The 15756-nt window shown below is 74.3% G+C and carries 16 protein-coding genes; 13 read left to right on the top strand and 3 right to left on the bottom strand.

Annotated elements, in window-relative coordinates; all coding sequences use genetic code 11:
• The first annotated feature begins 22 nt into the window (after positions 1-22).
• The 6 genes from proC (at position 23) to ACI6PP_RS07375 (ending at position 4932) form a co-directional block, all read left to right on the top strand.
• A complete protein-coding gene (gene proC, locus ACI6PP_RS07400) occupies positions 23-817 on the top strand; it encodes a pyrroline-5-carboxylate reductase (RefSeq protein ID WP_421110415.1) in 795 nt (264 codons plus the stop codon).
• Between the two features lie 33 nt (positions 818-850).
• Positions 851-2029 (top strand): acetoin utilization protein AcuC, encoded by a 1179-nt coding sequence (locus ACI6PP_RS07395; RefSeq protein ID WP_421110413.1) that lies wholly within the window; start codon positions 851-853, stop codon positions 2027-2029.
• Between the two features lie 175 nt (positions 2030-2204).
• A complete protein-coding gene (locus ACI6PP_RS07390) occupies positions 2205-2390 on the top strand; it encodes a helix-turn-helix domain-containing protein (protein WP_421110411.1) in 186 nt (61 codons plus the stop codon).
• A 236-nt stretch (positions 2391-2626) separates the two neighbouring features.
• Positions 2627-2728, top strand: coding sequence for a 30S ribosomal protein bS22 (locus tag ACI6PP_RS07385; RefSeq protein WP_421110410.1), 102 nt, complete (start codon positions 2627-2629; stop codon positions 2726-2728).
• Between the two features lie 4 nt (positions 2729-2732).
• Entirely contained in the window at positions 2733-3701 is a 969-nt protein-coding gene (locus ACI6PP_RS07380) for an NAD-dependent epimerase/dehydratase family protein (protein ID WP_421110408.1), read from the top strand.
• Positions 3694-4932, top strand: coding sequence for a lysophospholipid acyltransferase family protein (locus ACI6PP_RS07375; protein ID WP_421110406.1), 1239 nt, complete (start codon positions 3694-3696; stop codon positions 4930-4932). Before ACI6PP_RS07380 ends, ACI6PP_RS07375 begins: the two co-directional genes overlap by 8 nt.
• Before the next feature lie 97 nt (positions 4933-5029).
• On the opposite strand, the gene ACI6PP_RS07370 is transcribed toward ACI6PP_RS07375, so the two are convergent.
• The 3 genes from ACI6PP_RS07370 to ACI6PP_RS07360 all read right to left on the bottom strand — a co-directional run bounded on the left by ACI6PP_RS07370 (position 5030) and on the right by ACI6PP_RS07360 (position 7931).
• Entirely contained in the window at positions 5030-6145 is a 1116-nt protein-coding gene (locus ACI6PP_RS07370) for a DUF5667 domain-containing protein (RefSeq protein WP_421110405.1), read from the bottom strand.
• A gap of 118 nt (positions 6146-6263) precedes the next feature.
• Positions 6264-6977 carry a sigma-70 family RNA polymerase sigma factor gene (locus ACI6PP_RS07365; RefSeq protein WP_421110403.1) on the bottom strand — a complete coding sequence of 238 codons (714 nt, stop codon included), beginning with the start codon at positions 6975-6977 and terminating at the stop codon, positions 6264-6266.
• Positions 6978-7043: 66 nt separating this feature from the next.
• Positions 7044-7931, bottom strand: coding sequence for an HAD family hydrolase (locus ACI6PP_RS07360; protein WP_421110401.1), 888 nt, complete (start codon positions 7929-7931; stop codon positions 7044-7046).
• Between the two features lie 80 nt (positions 7932-8011).
• Between ACI6PP_RS07360 and ACI6PP_RS07355 the strand changes: the two genes are divergently transcribed.
• From ACI6PP_RS07355 to hemB, 7 genes are all read left to right on the top strand, one after another.
• Positions 8012-9574: a class I adenylate-forming enzyme family protein gene (locus ACI6PP_RS07355; protein ID WP_421110399.1), complete on the top strand. Its 1563-nt coding sequence runs from the start codon at positions 8012-8014 to the stop codon at positions 9572-9574.
• Positions 9571-9807 (top strand): glutaredoxin family protein, encoded by a 237-nt coding sequence (locus ACI6PP_RS07350; protein WP_421110398.1) that lies wholly within the window; start codon positions 9571-9573, stop codon positions 9805-9807. The genes ACI6PP_RS07355 and ACI6PP_RS07350 overlap by 4 nt, the downstream gene beginning before the upstream one ends.
• A 191-nt stretch (positions 9808-9998) precedes the next feature.
• Complete coding sequence (locus ACI6PP_RS07345; protein ID WP_421110396.1) at positions 9999-10727, top strand: redox-sensing transcriptional repressor Rex; 729 nt, start codon at positions 9999-10001, stop codon at positions 10725-10727.
• Positions 10724-12034: a glutamyl-tRNA reductase gene (locus ACI6PP_RS07340; RefSeq protein ID WP_421110394.1), complete on the top strand. Its 1311-nt coding sequence runs from the start codon at positions 10724-10726 to the stop codon at positions 12032-12034. Before ACI6PP_RS07345 ends, ACI6PP_RS07340 begins: the two co-directional genes overlap by 4 nt.
• Positions 12031-12957 carry a hydroxymethylbilane synthase gene (gene hemC / locus ACI6PP_RS07335; RefSeq protein ID WP_421110393.1) on the top strand — a complete coding sequence of 309 codons (927 nt, stop codon included), beginning with the start codon at positions 12031-12033 and terminating at the stop codon, positions 12955-12957. Before ACI6PP_RS07340 ends, hemC begins: the two co-directional genes overlap by 4 nt.
• Entirely contained in the window at positions 12958-14709 is a 1752-nt protein-coding gene (locus ACI6PP_RS07330) for a bifunctional uroporphyrinogen-III C-methyltransferase/uroporphyrinogen-III synthase (protein WP_421110391.1), read from the top strand. It abuts the gene before it with no gap.
• A gap of 3 nt (positions 14710-14712) precedes the next feature.
• A complete protein-coding gene (gene hemB, locus ACI6PP_RS07325; RefSeq protein ID WP_421110389.1) occupies positions 14713-15687 on the top strand; it encodes a porphobilinogen synthase in 975 nt (324 codons plus the stop codon).
• Positions 15688-15756 lie beyond the last annotated feature (69 nt).

Raw genomic sequence — 15756 nt, 5'->3', positions numbered from 1 at the left:
GCCGCTGTGCCACGATGGCGCCATGAGCATGGTCGCGATCCTCGGTGCCGGCGTGATGGGCGAGACGCTCGTCGCAGGTCTGCTGCGCAGCGGACGCCGACCGTCCGAGATCGTGCTGTCCGAGCGCCGCGACGAGCGCGCCGCCGAGCTGCGCGAGCGCTACGGCGTCGAGGTCCTGACCAACCGCGACGCGGTCGCCAAGGCCGACACGGTCCTGGTGGTCGTCAAGCCGCAGGACATGAAGGACGTGCTGGAGGAGATCGCCCCGGTCGTGCCCGCCGGCACGCTCGTGGTCTCGCTAGCCGCCGGCATCACCACCGCGACGATCGAGGCGGCGCTGCCGGACGGCACGCCCGTCATCCGCGTCATGCCCAACACCCCGGCGCTCGTCGACGAGGGCATGTTCGCGATCTCGCGCGGCACCCACTGCGACGAGGAGCACCTGCGCCGCACCGAGCAGCTGCTCGCGGCCACCGGCAAGACGCTGCGCGTGCCCGAGAAGCAGCAGGACGCCGTCACCGCGATCTCCGGCTCGGGCCCGGCCTACATCTTCTTCGTCGTCGAGTCGATGATCGAGGCGGGCGTCCACCTGGGCCTGCCACGGTCGACGGCCACCGACCTCGTCGTCCAGACGTTCGTCGGCTCGGCCAAGCTGATGAGCGAGACCGGCGAGCACCCCACCATCCTGCGCGAGCGCGTGACGTCGCCCGGCGGCACCACCGCGGCCGCCATCCGCGAGCTCGAGGACCACAAGGTCCGCGCCGCGTTCCTGTCGGCGATCGAGGCCGCCAGGAACAGGTCGCGCGACTTGGCGTGAGGCCCGTCACGGGCGCGGACTAGTGTTCACCGCATGAGCGACACCGCGAGCATCGTCTTCGACGACCGGCTCACCGGCTACGACTTCGGCCTCGGCCACCCGATGGCGCCCGTCCGCGTCGAGCTGACGATGGCCCTGGCCGACGAGCTGGGCCTGCTCGACCCCGAGTCGCTCGCCCCGGTGGTGCCCGAGCCGGCCACCGACGAGCAGCTCACGCGGGTGCACACCCCGTCGTACGTCGAGGCCGTCAAGGCGATCCGCAGCAGCGACGACACCGACCTCTCGGTCGGGCTCGGCACCACCGACAACCCCACGTTCGCGGGCATGCACGACGCCAGCGCCCTCATCGCGGGCGCCACCCTCGAGGCCGCCCGGCTGGTCTGGACGGGGGAGTCGCCGCGCGCGGTGAGCATCAGCGGCGGACTCCACCACGCGATGCCCGGCGTGGCCAGCGGCTTCTGCATCTACAACGACGTCGCGGTCGCGATCGCCTGGTTGCTCGACCACGGCGCGCAGCGCGTCGCGTACGTCGACGTCGACGCCCACCACGGCGACGGCGTCCAGCAGATGTTCTACGACGACCCCCGCGTCCTGACCGTGTCGGTGCACGAGGGCCCGCAGACGCTGTTCCCCGGCACGGGCCTGCCCAGCGAGGTCGGCGGCCCCGGGGCCGAGGGGTCGTCGGTCAACGTCGCGCTGCCGCCGGGCACCGTCGACGCCGGGTGGCTGCGCGCGTTCCACGCGGTCGTGCCGCCGGTGCTCCGCGCCTGGAAGCCCGAGGTGATCGTCACCCAGCACGGCTGCGACTCCCACATGGACGACCCGCTCACCAACCTGATGCTCAGCGTCGACGGCCAGCGCGCGTCGTACCTGGCGCTCGCCGACCTCGCCGAGGAGCTCTGCGGCGGACGCTGGGTCGCCACCGGTGGCGGTGGCTACTCGGTCCTCGACGTCGTGCCGCGGGCGTGGTCGCACCTGCTGTCGATCGTCGCCGGCTCCCCGCTCGCCGCCGACACCCCCTGCCCGCCCGAGTGGTCGGCGCGCGTCGCCGAGCTGCGCGGCAAGCCGGGCCCGCTGACGCTCGGCGACGGCCAGGGCACCGCCTACAAGGACTTCGACGCGGGCTACGACCCGGCCAGCTGGCTCGACCGCTGCATCACCGCCGCACGCCGCGAGGTCTTCCCGTACCACGGGCTCGACCCCCAGCCGTAGACCGCCACGCGGGACGAACCGGTCCGAACTCCTGCGAAACGGACGCGGATCTGAGCGGACATTCGTGTTCGGCTTTCGCACACGTCACACCGGGCACTACCCTCACATCAGACACGCCCGTTCGAGCCTCGGGGGGGAAGCCCGAGGGGCGCGCGTGTCGGACAGGGCGTGGGAGATGCCAGACAGCGTGAAGTTCCTGACGGTGGCCGAGGTGGCCACCCAGATGCGCGTGTCCAAGATGACGGTCTACCGGCTGGTGCACGGTGGCGACCTGGAGGCGGTGCGCGTCGGACGGTCGTTCCGCGTCCCCGAGCATGCCGTCGAGGAGTACCTCCGCAAGTCCTACTTCCAAGCCGGCTGACGGGCCCAGGCATCCCGCCCGGCGGCGTTGCTCCCCGCTCGACGTACAAGACCAGTACGCCTTCGCGGGGGCGCCTTGCCGGACGGGCGCCTGCCCCCGTCAGCTGGTCCACCGTGCCGGCGGGGCGTCCCTCGTCCCGGTGGTCGAACCCCGAATGGGGTTGTGGCGCCTGAGGCCGTAGGCTGGTGCGACGCGCCGGTCGTCCCGGCGCGATCCAGCGATCGTGAAGGTGACCCGTGGGTTCTGTAGTCAAGAAGCGCCGCAAGCGGATGGCGAAGAAGAAGCACCGCAAGCTGCTCAAGCGCACGCGCGTCCAGCGCCGTCGTCTGGGCAAGTAAGCCCATGGGTCGCGTCGTCCTGGTCACCGGGGTCGCTCGCGACCTCGGTGCGCTGTTCGCGCGGACCCTCGCCGGCAGCCCGGAGGTCGACCGCGTGGTCGGCCTCGACGTGCTGCCGCCCGCCGGTGACCTGCAGGGCGTGAAGTTCGTCCGTGCGGACATCCGCACGCCGGTCGTCGGCAAGGTGATCGCCGTCGAGGACGTCGACACCGTCGTGCACATGAACCTCGGCTCGAGCACGCGTGGTCCCGCCAAGGAGACCAACGTGATCGGGACGATGCAGCTCCTGGCCGCGTGCCAGGCGGCTCCGCACGTGCGCAAGCTCGTGCTCCAGTCGTCCACCGCGGTGTACGGCTCCTCGCCGCGCGACCCCGCGATGTTCACCGAGTCGATGTCGCCGCGTGCAGGCGTCCGCTCGGGGTTCCCCAAGGACGCCGTCGAGGTCGAGGGCTACACCCGCGGCTTCGCGCGCCGCCGGCCCGACACGGTCGTGACGACCCTGCGCCTGGGCACGATCCTCAGCCCCACCGTCCGCTCGGCGTTCGGCGAGTACTTCAGCCTCCCGGCGCTGCCGGCGGTGCTCGGGTACGACCCCCGGCTGCAGTTCCTGCACCCGCACGACGCGATCGAGACGCTCCGCCTGGCCACCCTCGAGGACCGCCCGGGCACCTTCAACGTCGTCGGCGACGACGTCACCACCGTCTCGCAGGCCGCGCGCCGGCTGGGCCGCCCGCTCGTGCGGCTCCCGTCGGTCGGCTTCACCTCGCTGACGTACCGGCTGGTGCGCCAGATGGGCTCGCGGTTCACCCCCGAGCTCACCCGGCTCCTCACCTACGGCCGCGTCGCCGACACCGCCGCGCTGCGCCACATCTTCGGGTACGAGCCCCGCTACTCCACCCCGCAGACCCTCGCGGAGTTCGCCGACGGCGTCTCTCCCGGCCTGCTCTCGGCCGTCGGAGGACGTCATGGCTGACCCCGCAGCCCACCACGAGGCCGAGGTGGCCGACGTCGTCCCGATCGGCACCCGCGGCCGTCCCGGCCGAGGCAGCCGCTCGACGTCGCCGTCCTCGGCGGCGCGATCGCTGGCCCCGTCGGGCGGACGCCGGTCCGCGCCGACGCGGCGACCGACGCCCGCCCCCGAGCCCGACCCCGCACCCGCCGACGTCCCGCACCTCGCGGCCGCCGACCCCGTCGTGCCGCGCCCGCAGGCCCCGCGAGACGAGCCCGTCGCCGACGAGGTGGTCGTCGACGAGGTCCCGCCCACGACGGCCGCGCACGAGCCGCGTGTCACCGCCGACGAGCGCGGAGGCCCCCGCATCCCCGTCGACGAGCTGTTCTCGGCGCTGCTGCACGGCGCGCAGCAGGTGCTGGGCGACGACTGGGAGCGCCGCGCCGCCGAGATGGTGGCCGCGCTGCGCCGCCGGCTGAGCGGCGACTACGAGATCGACGCGTTCGGCCTCGACCCCCAGATGCTCGAGATCATGCTGGCCGCGCTGCGTCCCGTCGCCGAGAAGTGGTTCCGGGTCGAGGTGCGCGGCGCCGACAACATCCCCGACGAGGGCGGCGCGCTGATCGTCGCCAACCACTCGGGCACCATCCCGATCGACGCCGCCGTCACGGGCCTGGCCGTCCACGACCACGCGCACCGCAACCTGCGCCTGCTGGGCGCCGACCTCGTGTTCGACCTGCCGTTCGTCGGTCAGCTCGCCCGCAAGACCGGCGCCACCCTGGCGTGCAACGAGGACGCCGAGCGGCTTCTGCGAGCCGGCCACGTCGCGGGCGTCTGGCCCGAGGGCTTCAAGGGCATCGGCAAGCCCTACTCGGAGCGCTACAAGCTGCAGCGCTTCGGCCGCGGTGGCTTCGTCTCGGCGGCGATGCGCACCCAGGTGCCGATCGTCCCCGTCTCGATCGTCGGTGCCGAGGAGATCTACCCCCTGGTGGGCAACGTCCCCTCGCTCGCGCGCCTGCTCGGCGTGCCCTACATCCCCATCACGCCGCTGTTCCCGCTGCTCGGCCCGCTCGGCCTGGTGCCCCTGCCCAGCAAGTGGATCATCGAGTTCGGTGAGCCGATCCGCACCGACGCCTACCCGGCCGACGCCGCGGACGACCCGATGCTCGTCTTCAACGTCACCGACCAGGTGCGCGAGACCATCCAGCAGACGCTCTACACCCTGCTCGTCGACCGCGGGCACCCCTTCTTCTAGGCGTCGGGGCCGCACCTCGCCCGCGATCCGAAGGGTTCGCGGGTTTCTGAACGCCCAGAACCCCGCCAACCCGTCGGATCGCGGACGGAGCGGACGGTCAGCGGTTGCCGAGCAGGCCGTCGAGCAGCCCGGGGACCAGCGCAGGCCGGCCCGAGTCGGTGGTGCCGTCGGGGTTCTGCCCGAGCAGGCCGCCGAGCAGCGGGTCGGTGAGACCGCCCACCGGGTCGGTGGGACGCGGCAGCGTCGGGGTGGGCGTGGACGGCACGGTGGCCGACGGGGTCGGCACCACCACCTCGGGCAGGTCGCCGACCGACGGCACCTGCTGGTCGCCGTCGCCGGACGGGGCGACCGACGGCGCCGACGGCGTGGGCGCGGTGGGTGCGGGCTGGGCGAAGCCGGCGGAGGCGTCGTCGTCGGACCCGGTGGAGGGCACGACCGCCACGCAGTCGTCGCAGACCCGCGTGGTGTCGGCGACGATGCTGCTGAGCGCGGACGTGGCGTCGGCGAACGACGCGGCACTCGTGTCGGGCAGGCGTCCCTCCAGCGAGGTCAACGTCCTGCGCGAGTCCTGCGTGAAGGTGTCGACCCGCTCGAGGGCGACCGCGGTGCCGCGGTCGCGGTAGGCGCCGAGCAGCTCGACCGAGCCCGCCCGTGCCGACGAGCTGAAGTCGGCCAGCGTGTCGTCGACGAGACGCGCCTCGCGCCCGCTCACCCCGTCGCGGGCCAGGGCGTCGACCTCGGCCAGGCGCTCGGAGGCCAGCTCCAGCTGCTTCTGGCCGGTGCCCTCGGGGCCACGCTGGGTCGCCAGCTCGACGCGCTCGACGCCCCGCTTCACGGGGTAGAGCGTCTCGCCGGGGAGCGCCTGGGCGCTCGTCGCGACCAGGCCGAAGGAGCCGGCAGCCACGACGACGGCGGCGACGAGCGCGCGGCCGCGTCGGTGCCCGACGGCGGTGGGCCCGTCGTGGACGGGGCGGACGTGCACGACACGGCGGGGCGCGACAGCGAGCGAGGTCCGCGCCTCGGCGACGAGGCGCTCGCGCAGGTCGGAGGCGAAGGCGGGGTCGGGCTGGGGGTGCTCGGCGCGCAGGATCGCCTCGGCGACGCGCACCAGCTCGTCGGTCTCGGCGGCCAGGGTGCGGTCGCGGACGGGTCGGCCGTCGAGGGCGCGGGCGAGCGCGTCGGCCCGTGCCTGCTCGCGTTGCTGCCGTCTCATCGCTGCTCGTCCTGCCCCGTGGTGTGCGTCGCGCCGTGCCGTCGCGTGCGGGACCCGCTCGTCCCCGTCACGCACCCAACGACGCACCCGGCCCCGGGGTTACGGGCGGTGACGGCCCTCACCGGACGGCCTCCGTAGGCAGGTCGCGCGCGAGGCGGCGGACGGCGCGCAGCTGCAGCTGCTTGACGGCGCCCTCGCTGCGTCCCAGCGCCTCGGCGGTCTGCGCGATCGTCAGGTTCTGGACGAAGCGCATGAGCAGGCAGTCGCGCTGCTCGTCGGGGAGCGCCGCGACGGCCTCCATCAGCACCGCGTTGGTGATGGAGTCGAGCACCTCGTCCTCGGGCCCCGGCTGGACGTGGGCGGTCTCGGGCACCTCGTCGGCCACCACCTCGAGGCGGTGGCGGCTCGACTTGTAGTGGTCGGTGACGATGTTGCGGGCGATCGTGGTGAGCCAGGCGCCGAAGTCCTTGCCCTGCCACTCGTAGCGGCCGATCGAGCGCAGGGCGCGCGTGAAGGTCTCGCTCGTGAGGTCCTCGGCGAGCGTCCGCGAGCTCACCCGGTAGTACACGAAGCGGAACACGCCGGGCAGGTAGTGGTCGTAGAGGTGGCCGAACGCGTCGGCGTCCCCGCCGCGGGCGAGCTCGACGAGCGCCCGCAGCCGCAGCGCCTCGGGGTCGTCGTCCGACGGGTCGGGTGCGCCACCCGTCGAGGCGCCGGCGCCGGACGCGGTGCTGGCGATCGACAGGAGCAGGTCGAGCTCGTGGTCGGCCAGGGCGGGGCGCGCGCGCAGCCGCAGCACGGCGTCGCGCAGCAGACCCCAGGACCCGATCACGGTGCTCGCCCCTCCAGGAGGTGTCGTCCCGCCGATCGTACGCAGGGGTGAGGCCTGCGTCACGGTTCAGGCCCGCAGCCGCCGCCGCAGTGCCGAGACGGCCGCCGACGCACCGAGCAGCGTGCCCGAGCCGGCCGCGACGGCCAGGCCGGCCTTGGCCGCCCGGCGCCCGGTCCGGTAGTCGTGGACGCGCCAGCCGTGCGACCGCGCGTGGGCGCGCAGCCGGGCGTCGGGGTTGATCGCGCACGGGTGGCCCACGAGCGACAGCATCGGCAGGTCGTTGGCGGAGTCGGAGTAGGCCGAGCAGCGGTCGAGGTCGAGGCCCTCGCGCTCGGCGATCGCGCGGACGGCGTCGGCCTTGGCCGGCCCGTGGAGCATCTGGCCGGTGAGCGCGCCGGTGTAGACGCCGTCGACGCTCTCTGCGACCGTGCCGAGCGCGCCGGTGAGCCCGAGCCGGTGGGCGATGGTGCGGGCGATCTCGGCGGGCGCCGCCGTCACGAGCCAGACCCGCTCGCCGCGGTCGAGGTGCATCTGGGCCAGGGCGCGCGTGCCGGGCCAGATCTTGTGCGCCATCTGCTCGTCGAAGATCTCGCTGCCGACGCGCTCGAGCTCGTCGACGCGGTGGCCGGCGATGAACGCCAGCGCGGCCGACCGGGCCTCGGCGACGTGGTCGGGGTCCTCGACCCCCACGACGCGGAACCACGCCTGCTGCCAGGCGGCGCGGGCGATGTCGCGGCCGGTGAAGAACTCGCGGCGGTGCAGCCCGCGGGCGAGGTGGAAGATCGACGCCCCCTGCATCAGGGTGTTGTCGACGTCGAAGAACGCGGCCGCGGTGCGGTCGGGGGCCGGTGCGAGCGCGGTCTCGACCTCCGCGACGGCCGCCGCGGCCTGCCCCGCGAGGGCGGACCTCGACCGCAGGTTCAGCGGCTTCTCGGGGGTGGTTTCGCGGGACACGCCACCGAGGTTAGGCCATGGGCGGCGGCCGCCCACCTCGTCGGCGCGCCACATACCGCCGGTGTGGAACACTCGACGGCGTGAGCGCCAACGTCAGCGACCTGCTCCGTCGACGCGCCGAGGACTCGGCCGACGCGGTGGCCCTCGTCGAGGCCTTCGGCGACGGCCGCACGGCCACCTGGGCCGAGCTCGACGCCACCGTCGACGCGATCGCCCGCGGCCTGTCCGGGCGCGGGCTCGTCGCCGGTCACCGGGTGGGCATCGTCATGCCCAACACGATCGCGTTCGTGGCCACCTACCTCGCCGCGCACCGCGCGGGCGTCGTCGCGGTGCCGGTCAACCCGCGCGCCGCCGCCGGGGAGGTGATGCGCCTGGTCGCCGACGCCGGGCTGCGGCTGGTCGTCGCCGGCGGCCCCGCCGCGGCCCTCGTGCGCGGGGCGCTCGGCGACGAGGCGCCGCCGGTGGTCGTCCACGACGCCGAGCCGGTCGACGGCGAGACCGCCTGGGAGGTGCTGGCCCGGACCCCGGGCGAGGGCGTGCCGCCGAGCCCGGCCGACCCCGAGATCCTCGCGACGCTCCTCTACACCTCCGGCACCGCCGGCACCCCGCGCGGCGTGATGCTCAGCCACCGCGCCCTGCTCGCCAACGTCGACCAGGTGTCGCGCATCGACCCGCCGGTGATGGCCGCCGACGACGTCGTCCTCGGGCTGCTGCCGCTGTTCCACGTCTACGGCCTCAGCTGCGTGCTCGGGCAGGTGCTCGCCACGGGCGCGCGCCTGGTGCTCGTCGACCGGTTCGACGTCGACGGCACCCTCGCCGTCGTCCGCGACCACGGCGTCACCAACGTGCCCCTCGCGCCGCCGGTGGCGGCCGCCTGGGTGGGGCGTGACGACCTGCGAGAGTCGTTCGCCGCCGTCCGCACCGTGCTCAGCGGCGCCTCCCCGCTCGATCCCGACCTCGCCGCGGAGTTCGCGGCGTCGGCGGGCGTCGTCATCGAGCAGGGCTACGGCCTCACCGAGGCCTCTCCGGTCGTCGCGGCCACCCCGGCGACGCCGGGTCGCGACCGCACCCAGCCCCCGCGTCCGTCGTCGGTCGGGCACTCGGTCGCCGACCTGCACCTGCGCATCGTCGACGTCTCGGGCCGCGACGCCCACCGCGGCGACCCCGGCGAGATCTGGCTGCAGGGCCCCAACCTGTTCAGCGGCTACTGGCCCGACGGCGTCGACGGACCCGACGCCGACGGCTGGTGGGGCACCGGCGACGTCGGCCTGATCGGGGACGACGGAGACCTCGTGCTGGTCGACCGGCTGCAGGAGCTCGTCATCGTCTCGGGCTTCAACGTCTACCCCCGCGAGGTCGAGGAGGTGCTCGGCGAGCTGGACGAGGTCGCCGAGGTGGCCGTCATCGGCGTCGCCGACACCCGCACGGGCGAGGCCGTCAGCGCGTACGTCGTCGCCGCCGAGGGGGCCGAGCGCGAGGCCGTGCTGGCCGCGATCGGCGCCCAGTGCGAGCAGCGGCTGGCCCGCTACAAGTGGCCGCGCGACGTCGAGGTGGTCGACTCGCTGCCGCACTCGGCCACCGGCAAGGTCGCCAAGGGGCGGCTGCGCGCGCGGGTGCGGGCCGGCGAGCTGGGGCTGTCGTGAGCGCCCGCGTCCACGTGCTGACGCGGCGCGACTGCCACCTGTGCGAGGTCGCCCTCGGCGTCGTGGCCGAGGTCTGCACCGAGCTGGGGGAGGCCTGGACCGAGCAGGACGTCGACACCGACCCCGAGCTCGTCGCCACCTACGGCGACGAGGTCCCCGTGACGTTCGTCGACGGCGAGCGCCACGACTTCTGGCGCGTCGACGCCGGACGGCTCCGCGCGGCCCTGTCGTGACCCGCCGGTAGATCACCGGAACTCCGGGGGCTACCACACCGCTAGTGGGATATCTCACCCACCCCCGTCCGGCCGCCCGCTCGATTTTGTTCTCTCGTTCACAAACTCCTACAGTGGGGTGTCCGCCTGACGACCTCTCCGTGAACGCCGGAGCCTCGACCCCCTGGGCGGCCAGGAGCGACGTGACCCACATGCGACCCCCCTCGGGAAGCCGCGCAGCGGCGGACCGTGGGATCCCTGAGGCGACCGTGGCACGTCTGCCGGTCTACCTGCGGGCGCTGACCACGTTGGCCGACCGCGGCATGCGCACAGCCTCCTCCGAGCAGCTCGCCGGAGCGGCCGGCGTGAACTCCGCCAAGCTCCGCAAGGACCTGTCCTACCTCGGCTCCTACGGCACCCGCGGCGTCGGGTACGACGTGGAGTACCTGCGCTACCAGATCGCGCGCGAGACCGGCCTGACGCAGGACTGGCCCGTCGTCATCGTGGGCATCGGCAACCTCGGCCAGGCCCTGTCGAACTTCGGTGGCTTCCGCTCGCGCGGCTTCAGCGTCGTCGCGATCTTCGACGCCGACCCCGCCCGCGTCGGCGAGGAGCACGGCGGCCTGCCGATCTCGCCCATGGACCGGCTCGAGCCCGTCGTCGCCGAGCACGGCATCTCGATCGCCGTCATCGCCACGCCCGGCCCCGCCGCCCAGGAGGTGGCCGACCGCCTGGTCGGCGCCGGCGTCAGCAGCATCCTGAACTTCGCGCCCGCGGTGCTGTCGGTGCCCGACGGCGTCGACGTCCGCAAGGTCGACCTGTCCATCGAGCTGCAGATCCTGGCGTATCACGAGCAGCGCAAGGCGCTCTCGGGGGACGAGGCCGTTTCCGGTCACGAGGCGACCGACGACGTCGCCGCGAAGGTGGTGGGTTCGCTGTGAGCATCCTGGTCGTGGGCATGTCCCACCGGAGCGCGCCCGTCGACGTGCTCGAGCGCGTCACGCTCGACTCCGACGGCGCCGCCAAGCTCGTCCGCCGCGCGGTCGAGACCCCGCACGTGGGCGAGGCGCTCGTCGTCTCCACCTGCAACCGGGTCGAGGTCTACGTCGACGCCGAGCGGTTCCACGGCAGCGTCGAGGACGTCTCGGCCCTGCTCGTCGACCACGCCGGCATCGGCCGTGACGCCGTGCTGCGCCACCTCTACGTGCACTACGACGACGCCGCCGTCGCCCACCTGTTCTCCGTCGCCTCGGGCCTGGACTCGATGGTGGTGGGCGAGAGCCAGATCCTCGGCCAGGTCCGCGTCGCCCTGCAGCGCGGCCAGGAGCAGACCACCGTCGGCCCCTCGCTCAACGTCCTGTTCCAGCAGGCCCTGCGCGTCGGCAAGCGCGGGCACGCCGAGACCGGCATCGACCAGGCGGCGCCGTCGGTCGTCACCGCCGCGCTCGACGCCGCCGAGGCCGCGGGCACCGACCTGACCACCAGCCGCGTGCTCGTCGTCGGCGCCGGCGCGATGGCCGGGCTCACCGCCGCCACCCTCGCCCGCCGGGGCGCCCACGACGTCGTCGTCACCGGTCGCACCTTCGAGCGCTCGCAGCGCGTCGCCGACGGCGTGCAGGGCCTCGCCGTGCCGTGGGACGAGCTCGACGCCGAGCTCGCCCTGGCCGACGTCGTCGTCTCGTGCACCGGTGCCACCGGCGTCGTCCTCGACGTCGACCGCGTCAAGCTGGTCGCCGACGGACGTCCGCTCGTCCTGCTCGACCTCGCGCTGCCCCGCGACGTCGACCCCGCCGCCGCCGACCTGCCCGGCGTCACGCTCGTCAGCCTGGCCGAGCTGGCCGCGGCCACGCCCGACGAGAGCACCGCCGACGACGTCCGCCACGTGCGCGACATCGTGGCCGCCGAGGTCGCCGCGTTCCTGTCGGCCCGCAACGCCGCCCGCGTCACCCCCACCGTGGTCGCGCTGCGCTCGATGGCCACCGAGGTGGTCGAGGCCGAGCTCGTGCGCCTCCACGGACGTCGTCCCGACCTGCCTGCCGACGTCCGCGCCGACGTCGAGCAGACCGTGCGCCGCGTCGCCGACAAGCTGCTCCACGCGCCCACCGTGCGCATCAAGCAGCTGGCGGGCCAGCCCGACGGCATCACCTACGCCAGCGCGCTGGCCGACCTGTTCTCGCTCGACCCGGCCGCGGTCGAGGCCGTCTCCGAGGTCGTCGCCGCCCGGATCGAGCCGGAGGGGGACCGATGAGCGACGTCATCCGCATCGGCACACGCGCCAGCCGGCTCGCCCTGACCCAGTCCACGTCGATGGCCGAGGCGATCACGCGCGTCACCGGCCGTCGCACCGAGCTGGTCCCGGTGAGCACCGAGGGCGACCGCAACCTCGCGCCGCTCACCGACTTCGGAGGCCAGGGCGTGTTCGTCTCGGCCGTCCGCGACGCCCTGCTCGAGGGGCGCGTCGACGTGGCCGTCCACTCGCTCAAGGACCTCCCCACCACCCCGCAGGACGGGGTCGCGCTCGGCGCGGTCCCGCTGCGCGAGGACCCGCGCGACGTCGTCGTCGCCCGCGACGGCCTGACGCTCGGCGAGCTGCCGCGCGGCTCCACGGTCGGCACCGGCTCGCCGCGCCGCGCCGCGCAGCTCAACGCGCTCGGTCTCGGCCTCGAGGTGGTGCCCATCCGCGGCAACGTCGACACCCGCGTCGGACGCGTCGCCGAGGGCACCGTCGACGCCGTGCTGCTCGCCCGCGCCGGCCTGGCCCGGCTCGGACGGGTCGACGAGGCCACCGAGGTGCTCGACCCGCTCCAGATGCTCCCGGCTCCCGGGCAGGGCGCGCTGGCGTGCGAGTGCCGCAGCGAGGACGCCGGCGTCCTGGCCGCGCTCGCCCAGCTCGACGACGGCGCCACCCGCGCCGCCGTGACCGCGGAGCGCAGCCTGCTGTCCACGCTCGAGGCCGGTTGCTCGGCGCCCGTGGGCGCCCTGGCCGACGTCGCCCTCGGTGAGGACGGCGACGAGCTGTGGCTGCGGGCCGTCGTGGGTGCCGTCTCCGGCGCCCCCATGATCCGCATGTCCATGACGGGGTCGCCTGACGACCCCGTCGGCGTCGGTGCACGTCTCGCTGCCGAGATGCTCGCCGACGGTGCCGCCGCCCTCGTAGCGGAGGCCCAGTAAATGACTGCACGAACCCCGAGGCAGACGAGGAAGAAGACGACTGTGACGACCACCTCCACCGCGACCCGCGCGACTGCGACGTCGCGCCCGACCGCGTCCGAGGCCCAGGCCGCCCCGCCCAAGGGCGGAGGCAAGGCCACGGTCCAGACCCCCGCCGGCACGCCGCCCGCGTCGCTGCGTCCGCGCGGCCACGTCAGCTTCGTCGGCGCGGGGCCGGGTGACGCCGGGCTGCTCACCGTCCGCGCCGCCGAGCTCCTCGCGGAGGCCGACGTCGTGATCATCGAGGCGCCCGAGCACGCGGCGCTCGTGACCAACGGCGCCGAGGTCGTCGACGGCGGGTTCGCCGACGACGGCGCGACGCTCACGCCGTCGGCGCGCGGCCGCATCGTGGTGCGCCACGCCAAGACCGGGCAGCGCGTCGTCCGCCTGCTCGCCGGCGACCCCTTCACCTACGCCACCGGCCCCGAGGAGGCGCAGGCCTGCGCCAAGGCCGGCCTGTCGTTCGAGGTCGTCCCCGGCCTGTCCGCGGCCACCGCGGTGCCCGCCTACGCCGGCGTCCCCCTCACCACCCGCACCCGTCGCGAGATGTCGGTCGTGCGGATGGGCGAGTCCAAGGTCGACTGGGCGCCCTACGCCGGCGACCAGACCGTCGTCGTGCTGTCGGCCGTCAACACCATCGGCGACGTCGCCGCGGGCCTCATGGAGGCCGGGCGCGACCCGAAGACGCCGGTCGCCATGACCCGCGTCGGCACCACCACCGAGCAGACCACGCTGGTCTCCACGCTCGCCGACGTCGCCGCCGACGCCCGCGCGGCGAAGATGTCGGCCCCGGCCGTCACGGTCGTCGGCGACGTCGTCGACCTCCGCGGCACGCTGTCGTGGTTCGAGACCAAGCCGCTGTTCGGCTGGCGCGTGCTGGTGCCCCGCACCAAGGAGCAGGCCGCCGGACTGGCCAACCGCCTGCGCAGCTACGGCGCGGTCTCCGAGGAGGTGCCGACCATCTCGGTCGAGCCGCCCCGCAACCCCCAGCAGATGGACAAGGCCGTCCGCGGCCTCGTCGAGGGCCGCTACGAGTGGGTCGCGTTCACGAGCGTCAACGCCGTCAAGGCCGTGCGCGAGAAGTTCGACGAGTACGGCCTCGACGCCCGCTCGTTCTCGGGCCTCAAGATCGCCGCGGTCGGCGACAAGACCGCCGAGGCGATCCGCACCTGGGGCATCATCCCCGACCTGGTGCCGAGCGGCGAGCAGTCCGCGCGCGGACTGCTCGAGGACTGGCCGCCGTACGACGACCTGCTCGACCCGATCAACCGTGTCTTCCTGCCCCGCGCCGACATCGCCACCGAGGCGCTCGTCGCCGGCCTGACCGACCTCGGCTGGGAGGTCGACGACGTCACGGCCTACCGCACCGTCCGGGCCGCGCCGCCGCCGGCGCCGACCCGCGAGGCGATCAAGACCGGCAAGTTCGACGCGGTGGTCTTCACCTCCTCGTCCACGGTCCGCAACCTCGTGGGCATCGCCGGCAAGCCGCACGCGTCGACGATCATCGCGTGCATCGGTCCGGCCACGGCCAAGACCGCCGAGGAGCACGGCCTGCGGGTCGACGTCGTCGCCGAGGCGCCCTCGGCCGAGGACCTCGCCGACGCGCTCGCCGACTTCGGTGCCGCCCGTCGCGTGACGATGCTCGACGCGGGGGAGCCGGTCACCAAGCCGTCCGAGCGCCGTCCGGCCAGCCGGCGCCGCGCCGGGGCCTGAGGCGTGGGCTTCCCCGCCCACCGTCCGCGCCGCCTGCGCACGTCGCCGGCGGTGCGGCGGCTCGTCGCCGAGGTCTCGGTCGAGCCCCGGCAGCTCGTGCTGCCGATGTTCGTGGCCGAGGGCCTGGCCGAGCCGCGCCCGATCTCGAGCATGCCGGGCGTCGTCCAGCACACCCGTGAGTCCGCGCGGGCGGCGGTGGCCGAGGCCGCCGAGCTCGGCCTCGGCGGCGTCATGCTGTTCGGCGTGCCCGAGCACAAGGACGCCACCGGCTCGGGCTCGCTCGACCCCGACGGCATCCTCAACGTCGCCATCGCCGACGCGGCCGCCGAGGCCGGTGACGCGCTCGTGGTGATGTCCGACCTGTGTCTCGACGAGTTCACCGACCACGGCCACTGCGGCGTCCTGGACGACCGCGGCCGCGTCGACAACGACGCGACCCTCGAGATCTACGGGCAGATGGGCGTCGCGCAGGCGCAGGCCGGGGCGCACATGGTGGGCCCCAGCGGCATGATGGACGGCCAGGTAGGCGTGGTCCGCGCGGCGCTCGACGCCGCCGGGTTCACCGACACCTCGATCCTGGCGTACGCCGCGAAGTACTCGTCGGCGTTCTACGGTCCCTTCCGCGAGGCCGTCGACTCCTCGCTCCAGGGCGACCGCAAGACCTACCAGCAGGACCCCGCCAACGCCCGCGAGGCGCTGCGCGAGGTGCTCCTCGACGTCGAGGAGGGCGCCGACCTCGTCATGGTCAAGCCCGCGATGGGCTACCTCGACGTGGTGCAGCGCGTGCGCGAGGCCGTCGACGTCCCCGTGGCCGCCTACAACATCTCCGGCGAGTACGCGATGGTGGAGGCCGCCGCCGAGCGCGGCTGGATCGACCGCGAGCGCGCCATCGACGAGACGATCCTGTCCATCCGCCGTGCCGGCGCCGACGTCGTCCTCACCTACTGGGCCGCCGAGGTGGCCCGCCGCCTGCGCTGAGGATGGCGTCGTTTACCAGGACCTCCTGGTAAACGGTCGCGGACCACGGCAGATCTGCCGTGGTCCGCG

The organism is Solicola agrisoli, from assembly GCF_049059935.1.
Classification (GTDB): domain Bacteria; phylum Actinomycetota; class Actinomycetes; order Propionibacteriales; family Nocardioidaceae; genus JAURVT01.
Note: the sequence above shows the minus strand (reverse complement) of the source record. Positions and strands in the feature narration are given on the sequence as shown.